The organism is Staphylococcus sp. HMSC065D05 (assembly GCF_001813195.1).
Taxonomy (GTDB): domain Bacteria; phylum Bacillota; class Bacilli; order Staphylococcales; family Staphylococcaceae; genus Staphylococcus; species Staphylococcus epidermidis.
Window position 1 is genome coordinate 776 of the sequence record NZ_KV811759.1, and the last position, 9,711, is coordinate 10,486.

The 9,711-nt window shown below is 31.4% G+C and carries 11 protein-coding genes and 1 riboswitch; of the genes, 4 read left to right on the forward strand and 7 right to left on the reverse strand.

Going from position 1 to position 9,711, the window contains the following annotated elements; all coding sequences use genetic code 11:
• Positions 1-61: 61 nt before the first annotated feature.
• The 7 genes from ltaS to HMPREF2897_RS07995 all read right to left on the reverse strand — a co-directional run bounded on the left by ltaS (position 62) and on the right by HMPREF2897_RS07995 (position 6,846).
• Positions 62-2,002 carry a polyglycerol-phosphate lipoteichoic acid synthase LtaS gene (gene ltaS / locus HMPREF2897_RS07965; protein WP_002445909.1) on the reverse strand — a complete coding sequence of 647 codons (1,941 nt, stop codon included), beginning with the start codon at positions 2,000-2,002 and terminating at the stop codon, positions 62-64.
• Positions 2,003-2,510: 508 nt separating this feature from the next.
• Complete coding sequence (locus HMPREF2897_RS07970; protein ID WP_002445908.1) at positions 2,511-3,515, reverse strand: 5-oxoprolinase subunit C family protein; 1,005 nt, start codon at positions 3,513-3,515, stop codon at positions 2,511-2,513.
• Positions 3,503-4,234 carry a 5-oxoprolinase subunit B family protein gene (locus tag HMPREF2897_RS07975; protein WP_002445907.1) on the reverse strand — a complete coding sequence of 244 codons (732 nt, stop codon included), beginning with the start codon at positions 4,232-4,234 and terminating at the stop codon, positions 3,503-3,505. Before HMPREF2897_RS07975 ends, HMPREF2897_RS07970 begins: the two co-directional genes overlap by 13 nt.
• Positions 4,235-4,252: 18 nt before the next feature.
• Positions 4,253-4,459: a hypothetical protein gene (locus tag HMPREF2897_RS07980; RefSeq protein ID WP_001830353.1), complete on the reverse strand. Its 207-nt coding sequence runs from the start codon at positions 4,457-4,459 to the stop codon at positions 4,253-4,255.
• Between the two features lie 48 nt (positions 4,460-4,507).
• Positions 4,508-5,116 (reverse strand): aminotransferase class IV, encoded by a 609-nt coding sequence (locus HMPREF2897_RS07985; RefSeq protein ID WP_002490714.1) that lies wholly within the window; start codon positions 5,114-5,116, stop codon positions 4,508-4,510.
• 1 nt (position 5,117) lies between these two features.
• A complete protein-coding gene (locus tag HMPREF2897_RS07990) occupies positions 5,118-6,269 on the reverse strand; it encodes a chorismate-binding protein (RefSeq protein WP_002445905.1) in 1,152 nt (383 codons plus the stop codon).
• Positions 6,259-6,846 carry an anthranilate synthase component II gene (locus HMPREF2897_RS07995; RefSeq protein ID WP_002487106.1) on the reverse strand — a complete coding sequence of 196 codons (588 nt, stop codon included), beginning with the start codon at positions 6,844-6,846 and terminating at the stop codon, positions 6,259-6,261. Before HMPREF2897_RS07995 ends, HMPREF2897_RS07990 begins: the two co-directional genes overlap by 11 nt.
• A 118-nt stretch (positions 6,847-6,964) precedes the next feature.
• Positions 6,965-7,011, forward strand: a riboswitch (PreQ1 riboswitch).
• A 131-nt stretch (positions 7,012-7,142) separates the two neighbouring features.
• Between HMPREF2897_RS07995 and queC the strand changes: the two genes are divergently transcribed.
• From queC to HMPREF2897_RS12385, 4 genes are all read left to right on the forward strand, one after another.
• Positions 7,143-7,814 (forward strand): 7-cyano-7-deazaguanine synthase QueC, encoded by a 672-nt coding sequence (queC, locus tag HMPREF2897_RS08000; protein WP_070592902.1) that lies wholly within the window; start codon positions 7,143-7,145, stop codon positions 7,812-7,814.
• A 4-nt stretch (positions 7,815-7,818) separates the two neighbouring features.
• A complete protein-coding gene (gene queD / locus HMPREF2897_RS08005; RefSeq protein ID WP_002490766.1) occupies positions 7,819-8,238 on the forward strand; it encodes a 6-carboxytetrahydropterin synthase QueD in 420 nt (139 codons plus the stop codon).
• On the forward strand, positions 8,239-8,952 hold the full coding sequence (gene queE / locus HMPREF2897_RS08010; protein ID WP_070592903.1) for a 7-carboxy-7-deazaguanine synthase QueE: 714 nt from the start codon (positions 8,239-8,241) through the stop codon (positions 8,950-8,952).
• A gap of 100 nt (positions 8,953-9,052) precedes the next feature.
• Positions 9,053-9,652 (forward strand): hypothetical protein, encoded by a 600-nt coding sequence (locus tag HMPREF2897_RS12385; protein ID WP_002445900.1) that lies wholly within the window; start codon positions 9,053-9,055, stop codon positions 9,650-9,652.
• The last annotated feature ends 59 nt before the right edge of the window (positions 9,653-9,711 follow it).

Sequence of the window (9,711 nt, forward strand, 5' to 3'; positions counted from 1 at the left end):
TACTGGCTATTTTGCTAGGAATTATGTCCCAACCACTTAACAATTTCAACTCACTGAAAAACTATTTTTTTTCGTTCCCTTTTGGACCTGATTTATATTCATATTTACTAGGATTTACTTTTTTAAAGTCAGGATTTTTGTAGAATCTGAACAAGTCACCATTCAACACACTGTCACTCATTTCAAGATCTTTCTCTACTTGCTTTTTATTTTTATCGAAGTCTTTAGGTTTTTCAGTAAGCAATTCATTATCTTTATTTGAGTAAATTTTACCATTCACATACTTATAATCTTCAGTGATAAAATCACCATTTCTAAATGGTACTACGTTATTGTGTTGTTTAGAGAACATGTCAGAGCCAAACATTAGGTAATTCTTGCTATCTATACCAACAAGATGTAGTAATGTAGGCATAACATCCATTTGCCCAGCATACTCTTTATTTACGCCTCCTGATTTACCTGGAACTTTTAACCAGAAACCAGTGCGGTTTAAATCTGTAAATTTAGCTGGTGTAATCTTCTCACCTAATAATTTTTCCATAGCATTATTATGATTTTCTGAAATACCATAATGGTCTCCATAAATCATAATGACTGAATTATCATATAGACCTTTTTTCTTAAGATCAGTAATATATTCCTCTAAAGCTTGGTCGAGATAGTGTGCCGTTTGTATATAACCGTCTACTGTTGAGTCACCAGTATTAGGTTTATCAATAGAAGCATCCTCTTCATCTAATGTGAAAGGATAGTGGTTAGTTAAAGTAATTAAGTGTGAATAAAACGGCTTTTTCATTTTAGATTGATAATCTGCTGATGCTTTAAAGAATGGTTTATCTTTTAAACCAAGATTAACAATATTGTCGTCAGACATGTCATAGTAAGTGGCATCATAGAAATTGTCAATACCGAAATGTTTATAAACTTGATCTCGATTCCAAAATGTTTTGTAGTCACCATGCATTACATTAGATGTATAACCTTGCTTTTGATCTAGTATAGCAGGTAATGATTGATACGTATTATCTCCTTTCAGTGAATAGGCTGATCCTTGCGGCAAGCCATATAAACTGTTGTCCATTGTAAACTCTGAGTCAGATGTTTTACCTTGTCCTGTTTGATGGAAAAAGTTTGGGAAATACGTAAAATCTTGGTTACCACTAGATAATTTATTTAAAAACGGTGTAACCTCTTTACCATTTACCTTTTTATTGATTAAGAAAGTCTGGAAACTTTCAAGGTGAATTTTAATTATATTTTTCTTTTTCGCTGCACCATAATATTCAGGATTAGGTTCAGTACGTTTCTGCTTAGTGTAATTCAACACTTTAGTTAAGTCGTCTTCAGAAGCTAGTGCTTTTTGCTGATTATTTTCGATTGTTTTTACACCATCATAAACAGTGAAGTTATATGGTCCTAAGTATTTCACAAGATATTTATGATCAAAAGTTCTTGTTAATAATTCGGGACGATCTGTTTCTGCAAACGCTAAATTTAAGAAAAATAATGCTACTGACGTAGCCATCACAACGGGTACAAATTTTTTACTGAATGCTCTATTATCTAACCATTTACGTTTAAATATTAAAATGACAAGATAGATAATAGTATCAATGAAATAGACAAAGTCATACCATTTGAAAGAAGCACTTACTGCACCACCCATTGATTCAACGTTGCCTGCCTGGTTTAGTGTACTAAAAGTTAAGAAATCTGAGAAAAATCTGAAGTACACAACGTTTGCGTAAAGTAGAAACGTAAGTAAAAATCCTCCAATAAAGATGAACCAAAATGCCTTCTTACCTTTAAAAAATAGGAAAACACTTAGTACAAGTGCAATCAAACTATAAGGATTCATAAGCAATATTAAGTTTTGTACTAAACCCTTGACACCTAAAGAAAAGTCAACATAATATGAAAAATATGTCTTCAAAGTAATGGTGAATACCGTTAATAAGAAGAACGTAAAAATTCCTATTTTCTTCTTGGGTAAACTCATGTTTGTTTCCTCCGTTTTTAGTAATGAATCATTTTTACATTAAATGATTCACTTTACCTTCAGTTAATTCAAATTATAACTATCTGCTTAAATTACTTTATATTCATTTGATTAAATCGATTATTTCTATTTATAAATTTAAAAATTTGATATAAATCGTAAATGCGAATACGTCATTGTTTAGACTATGTAGTTGTTAACTTTTTATTAAGATTTTTAAATGTTTGTAATCTTATTGTAATAAAAATACATAGTTCAATTTATAAATATATAGTATTATGTCTTAAATATCAAGTAAAAGCACGCTATACAGGTAAATTGTCAACATAAAAGTGCTATTAAAATTTTAAATAATTGAGTTCTTTTACATATATAATGATTCATTATAAACTCAGTATTTCTTATGTTCATCAGTCTCCAGGACGATTCAATTTAAGTTCCAAATCTGATGTACGTGCACAAGACTACTTCTTTTTTATTTATGGGAAAACAATTCCATAGTTATACGTCACTTTAACATTTCTAATTGCATACGATGTTCAATACCATGGAACAATTGATTTAACCAATTGCTATACTTTATTAAGTTTTTTTCTGCAGTTTCGATATCTATAAATTGAAATTTCAATTTTGAGCCTTGTGGTTTTTGTGCTAATTTTGTTAGATGATAGCTTGCGATTGTACCTATTTGAGGATAACTCCCTAATGTATAATGATCGTTTAATAATACAATCGGTGTGCCATCTCTCTTAACTTGAATGGTTCCTCTTTTTACTGATTGATGAGCCGGCATATCATCATAGTATGCTTTGATTCGGGGTCCATCAAGCACCATACCTACTCTATTTGTTTTACTAGACACACTATATTCAGCCGTTGTAAAACGACGCGTCGCCTCTTTTTTAAAATCTTCCGTTCCCTTATTTCTAATCACATGAAAAACATCTGAAACATAATTAAAAGACAATGCGTAACCATCAATTCCCCAATCAGTTGTACGTTTGTCAGATAAGTTTTCAAATAGCTTAAGATGTCGTTGAGAATAATGGTGTTTTAATTCTATTTCATCACCTTTTTTAAGCTTTCTTCCCTTAAAACCACCAATCTCCACATTAAAATCTGTAGATGCTGAATGAAGCCATTTTTCTAGTTTAAAACCGCCACCAACTGCTAGATAAACGCGTGATGTACGACTGGTTTCATTAAATTTCAATGTCTCACCTTCATTGATGAGATATAATTTATTAGGATAAATTTTCATATGTTCAGTTTCAGCTTTAAAATTACCACCTGTTAAAGCTATTAGTGCCGGCTCAGTGAAGCGAATTGTTGCCATTTTTTGAGTCATTTCAAGTGTTGCTTCATTCTTGTCATTTGCAACCAGACGGTTGGCTATTTCATGTGCTAATTCATCTAGTGCACCACTAGGGATGACACCTTCATGTTCATATCCCTTTCTGCCAAAATCTTGAAAGCTACTAAATAGACCACTATTTTCAATTATGATTGACATGTTTTATAATCTCCTAGTTCTATTTCATTGATATCTTTAGACTCAAATGTGACATTGTCTCCTAGCTTTAATAATGTAAAGTTTTGTTGCTCAGGAAAGAAAAGTTGAACTGGTGTATATCCTATAACTAACCAATCATTATATGTATCAGTAGTAACTATTCCACATTTTTTCCCTTCAATAATAACTGATCCACTAGGGATGAATTTTTTCTTTTTACTTGTGTGGTTCACATGTAATTTTTTATTCATTCCGGTAAGATACGGAAATCCTGGTGAATACCCCATCATTGATACAAAATATTTTTCTTGAGTGTGTAGTTTTACAAAATCCTCTAATTTGAGTTTAAGATGCTTTAACAAATGTTGTAAATCAGGACCAAATTCTCCGCCATATATAACTGGAATATTAACAGATTGTTGTTTTTGAATATATCTCGCTTGAAGTTGTTGCCGATGATGTCTAATTTCTAATTTTATAGAATCAATTAAAGCTTTCATATATAAAAATGGTGACTGAATATGGTGATGTTTAATCATATCTCTTGCGTCATAGCAAATCATTAGGTCAGATTCTGTAGCTACAATTTCAGTAATAAATGGATATGATTTATCAATTAAATATGCTCTCAATGAAAGTAAATCTTCTGTCAGTCTTTGAGATACATTTTTCTCTATTGAAACAACAATGGCTTGGTCGCCTTGACTATATATTTTCATAATATCACCTCGTCAAAATTAATGATGATAAAACACATTCATCAATTTAATAATATGTGGCATTATAGATTGCATAAGCAAATAAACCAACACAAACGCACAAAATGTAGTTATAGTAGCTATTAACTTAGCAATAAGCACTTGATTGTTTTTAATGGCTTGGTTTGACATCTTTTTACCTAATACAGTAAGAAGTATTAATATAGCTAACCATAATAATGTCATAGGCTACCTCATTATTTTTTATCATTAAAATTCTTTTTCATAAATATATTATACATATACTTTAACACCGACAACCTCTCTTAAGCTATTGATTAAATAGACGTTGATTTGACTCGATTTGATTTTTTCTTTAAATTCTTCGATATAAAAATCTTTTTCTATAACTTCCCCTTGATCAATAAGAGATTGTCTCATACAGCCGGGGAGCATGTCTTCTTTATATGTTGGTGTATACAATTTATCTCTTTCTTGTATCATTACGTTGCCAATGTCAAACTCTAAAATTTTACCTTCTTCATCATAGATCAGTATTAAATCTGTGAAATGATTATGTGTTAAATAATCACGTTCTGTTGTTTTATTAGTTATGATTACTTTATCAATATTCTTTTTTTGTTGAACTAGTCGTGCGGTAAAAAAAGGTTTATCGGGTATCGGAAATAACTCATAGTTGAGTTCCCCTTCTTTGTTTAACGTCACCTTCAAACGATATACGCCTTTTGAATGCAAGGTTTTTATATTATGAATAAACTGCTTCCATAATAGATGATCAAATTGAAATCCTAGATGCTCACTAGAAGTTGAAATACGTTGATAATGGTATTCAAGCCGAGGAATGAATCCCCTATCCAATTTCATTGTTTCAAATAAATGCATATTATAACCGCTCCAAAATTTTAGTTTTATCGTGAAATTCTTGAACTTCATTTTCAGGTATTGAATCAATTGTTATACCAGCACCCACCCCATAAACCGCTTCTTCATGATTATACTCAATTGTCCGTATAGGTATATTAAATATCATCCTTTGGTTTGGAAGTAATAAGCCAATTGTTCCACAGTAAATGGATCTTGGCATGTCTTCCAACTGAGCTATATATTGCATTGTATTTATTTTTGGTGCACCTGTAATAGAACCACAAGGAAAGAGCGCTCGCATCATATCTATTAATTGAATGTCATCTTGTAATTGGCCACAAACTGTACTGGTCATTTGGAAAACTGTGTCATATTTCTCAATCGAAAACAGTTCAGGTACATCTATAGTTCCACTTTGAGCAATTCTTGTAATATCGTTACGTAATAAGTCTACAATCATCACATTCTCTGCCATATCTTTAGAGGAAGTTTTTAAATTATTATAATATAGCTCATCTTCTTTAACATTTTTCCCTCTAGGCATGGTTCCTTTCATCGGCTTGCTAACAATCATATTTGATTTACCTTTATAGTCACCTTTTTGAAAGAAAAGTTCAGGCGATATTGATGCTACTTTTATATCAGGTGTGTCCATTAAAACGGTATAATTACCATTTTGTGACATAGTAAGTTGATGATATAAGTGACTTATAGGACAGAAAATTTCTGCTTTTAAGCGCGTTGTGTAATTCACCTGATACGTTGCCCCTTCGATGATGGCTTTATGAATCGATTTGACCTTGTTAATCATCGCTTTATCACTTTCACAAAAATAAAATCCTTCAGTTTTTATATGATTTTTAGTAGACATTACTTTTTTTATATTTTTTATCGAATTGACCGATTTAAATGAATAAGCTGCAGCAAAAATATGGGATTGTTCCACGATATTGACCACCATTTCCTTATTAAAAAAAGGTGCTGCTTCATAAGTAACATAAAGTGCAACATAACTTCCGTTACGTTGTTCTTGTTCTGCAAAGTGAATGACATCCCCTACTTCATCAAGACGATATGCAATTTTAGAATCTTGAACGTTATCCATTTCTAATTGATAGTCTTCATAGTCCTTTTCATTCTCATAATAGCGATACTTAAATTCAATGTGCATATTTAACCCCTACCTCGGTTAAGAATAAATTTAATTGTTCGTGACCATATTCACTTAGTATTGATTCGGGATGATACTGTAAACCATAAATAGGATACTTACGATGCGCAACAGCCATGATAACATTCTCGTTGTTCAGCGCTGTGACTTTTAATGCGCTAGATATTGTAGAAGGGTCAGCCATAAGTGAATGGTATCGCATTACGTTAAAATACAATGGTAGCCCTTTAAAAATACCCTCATTGCTATGGCTTATCTTGGTAATATGTCCATGAACAGGTTTATCATTATGGATAATGTTTCCTCCAAAGTATTCAATGATTAATTGAAAACCTAAACAGACACCCAAAATGGGAACGTGACGATGAAATATTTCTAATACTGATGATAGTATTGGATAATCACTTGGTTTCCCAGGTCCAGGTGAAATGACAATCGCTCTCGGATTTAATGCATCGAGATGCTGTATCATCAAATCATTTACAGAAATGATTTTCACTTCTTCAGTAGTTTGTACCTTAATATAATCTATTAAGTTATATGTAAAAGAATCTTGATTATCTATCATTAAAATCATATTCATACCTCAATTATCGATAAAGATTGTTAATTATTATAGTTCTTACCCTCTATTATCACAGAACATGACTTGATTTTATATAGCATTTCGTTTATTCTATGTTCCGTACAAAATAATAACAGAGGTTCCTAGCCGAAACCCTCTATAAAAAACTAGACATGAAAATTTCAACAATGAATTTCTTCATATTATAACGTTAAGACTATATATGTCTTTAATATTTCTGTCTATCTTTTTTATAGAGATAGACTTTTTTTTATGCAAAATTATCACAATGATGAGGAGTCATATCAATGTCGCAAAATGACTTAAATAAAGAAAAAGCACTTGTCGTATTTAGTGGTGGTCAAGATAGTACGACATGTTTATTTTACGCTAAAAAACATTTTAAAGAAGTTGAACTCGTTACATTTAATTATGGACAACGACATGATACAGAAATTGAAGTTGCAAAAAAAATTGCAAAAGAACAAAATTTAAAACATCATATTTTAGACATGTCATTACTATCTCAACTTACTCCCAATGCACTTACACAACATGAGTTAAAAATTGAAGATAAAGATGATGGTATTCCTAATACTTTCGTACCAGCTAGAAATCTATTGTTCTTATCTTTTGCTGGCGCGTTGGCCTATCAAATTCATGCTAAACATATTATTACTGGTGTTTGTGAAACAGATTTTTCAGGTTATCCAGATTGTAGAGATAGCTTTATCAAATCTATGAATGTAACTTTAAGTCTTTCAATGGATAAAGACTTTGTCATTCACACGCCATTAATGTGGTTAGACAAAGCACAGACATGGGCACTGAGCGATAAGCTAGGTGTGTTAGATTATATTCGCCACAACACATTAACATGTTATAACGGTATCATTGGTGATGGCTGTGGTGAATGTCCAGCATGTCACTTAAGAGCTAGAGGTTTAAAACATTATCTTGAACATAAAGGAGAAGAATAAGAAAATGCAACAAATTTATCCAAGTGTCACTCACCCATATCAATTCGAACTTAACAAAGATTTTAACTTTTCTGCTGCACATTATATTCCCTTTGAAGAAGCAGGAAAATGTATTCGTACACATGGTCATACATATTACGTCAACTTAACAATTGCTGGCAATACACTAGATAAATGTGGATTTTTAGTTAATTTTAGAGATTTAAAAAAGCTAGTTCACGAACAATTTGACCATTATTTGCTTAATGACTTGCCTGCTTTTAAGGATAAAAGTCCCTCAACAGAAATTGTCGCACAAACGATTTACCACATTGTTCAAAAAGAGTTAAATCAAAGAGAGAATCAACCGAAATGTGTTCAAGTTTATCTTAGAGAAACACCTTCAAGTTACGTAGTTTATAGACCAAAGGAAGATCAAATGTAAATGGCTAAAATACCCGTTTTAGAAATTTTCGGACCAACAATTCAAGGTGAAGGTCGTGTAATAGGAAGAAAAACAATGTTTGTGCGAACAGCTGGTTGTGATTATAGATGTAGCTGGTGTGATTCTGCATTTACTTGGGACGGTAGTGCTAAAGAAGATATCAAATTAATGACTGCTGAAGAAATTTATGAAGCGTTACTTGAAATAGGTGGTCATCGATTTAATCACGTGACTATATCTGGAGGTAACCCTGCTTTAATCAAAGGTATACAGGAATTAGTAGATTTATTTGAAGAGAAACATATTTATACAGCTTTAGAGACACAAGGTAGTCGTTTCCAATCATGGATGACACAAATTGACGATTTAACGATTAGTCCAAAACCCCCTAGTTCGGGAATGAAAACTAATCTAGAAGTATTAGATTCTGTTATAAATCAATGTACATTTCATTCACTTAATTTGAAAGTGGTGATTTTTGACGATGCAGACTATGATTTTGCAAAATTAATTCATCATCGTTATCCTAACATCCCATTCTATCTACAAGTAGGCAATCCTTATCTTGATGATAACGTTGACCAACATACTGATAAATTACTTGAAAGATATGAGCAATTAGTGGATTGTGTAATGCAAAGTAGTGATATGAATCATGTCTATGTACTACCACAATTACATACATTATTATGGAGTAATAAAAAAGGCGTCTAATATTGAAAATACGTTAAAAAATTTCTGAGTGTTATGAAATGATTAAGTTAATGTTAATTGGTATAATGAAGAGATGAAGAATTACGAATAGGAGTTCAACATGATTATATATATATTAATTAACATCGCCATCGTCTTGCTAATTCTTGGCATCGATTTATACCGACATCGTTTCAGACAGCTTAAGTTTAGCTCCATATTATTATCTATTTTAATCAATAGCGTGATTGATATTTTTGCGATTAATCAATTCAATTTTATTACGATGTTTACCGTCACACTCTTTATGATATGGACACTTTTACAAATATATTTAAATTTCAAGCTATATCCTTTTGTAATTTCTGACCAAAAGTTTATTGCTATAATACTAGCTATTGTTATAAGCTTATTGCAATTTATAACAGATAAATCGAGCACACAATCGGTGTATATGTCCATCCCATATTTATCACCCACGATATTTATAATAGGTGCGATTTTACTTTTTGTAGGTACTTTCAAAATAGACGAAGTTGAACGTCTTTCACTATTTCGTAAAATTAAAAGACCAATGACAACAGGTACAATTATTATTATCCTATCTCTCATATCAACGATGATTTTAACGCCCTTTTGGTATGTCTTTTTAATCATTTATAGCTTACTCATTGGTTTTATATTATGGCAAGGTGTTTTTTTCATAAAAAATAAAAAATAATTATCCTTACATTGATTTATAAGATAGAGGCTGGGACATAATTCCTAGCAAAATAGCCA

Bases quoted from the DNA above. Each gene is read 5' to 3' on its own strand.
- queD (WP_002490766.1), top strand. From the start codon at position 7,819: ATGCAACAAATTTATCCAAGTGTCACTCACCCATATCAATTCGAACTT.
- HMPREF2897_RS12385 (WP_002445900.1), top strand. From the start codon at position 9,053: ATGATTATATATATATTAATTAACATCGCCATCGTCTTGCTAATTCTT.
- HMPREF2897_RS07980 (WP_001830353.1), bottom strand. From the start codon at position 4,459: ATGACATTATTATGGTTAGCTATATTAATACTTCTTACTGTATTAGGT.
- HMPREF2897_RS07975 (WP_002445907.1), bottom strand. From the start codon at position 4,234: ATGAAAATATATAGTCAAGGCGACCAAGCCATTGTTGTTTCAATAGAG.
- queC (WP_070592902.1), top strand. From the start codon at position 7,143: ATGTCGCAAAATGACTTAAATAAAGAAAAAGCACTTGTCGTATTTAGT.
- ltaS (WP_002445909.1), bottom strand. From the start codon at position 2,002: ATGAGTTTACCCAAGAAGAAAATAGGAATTTTTACGTTCTTCTTATTA.
- HMPREF2897_RS07970 (WP_002445908.1), bottom strand. From the start codon at position 3,515: ATGTCAATCATAATTGAAAATAGTGGTCTATTTAGTAGCTTTCAAGAT.
- HMPREF2897_RS07985 (WP_002490714.1), bottom strand. From the start codon at position 5,116: ATGCATTTATTTGAAACAATGAAATTGGATAGGGGATTCATTCCTCGG.
- HMPREF2897_RS07990 (WP_002445905.1), bottom strand. From the start codon at position 6,269: ATGCACATTGAATTTAAGTATCGCTATTATGAGAATGAAAAGGACTAT.
- HMPREF2897_RS07995 (WP_002487106.1), bottom strand. From the start codon at position 6,846: ATGATTTTAATGATAGATAATCAAGATTCTTTTACATATAACTTAATA.
- queE (WP_070592903.1), top strand. From the start codon at position 8,239: ATGGCTAAAATACCCGTTTTAGAAATTTTCGGACCAACAATTCAAGGT.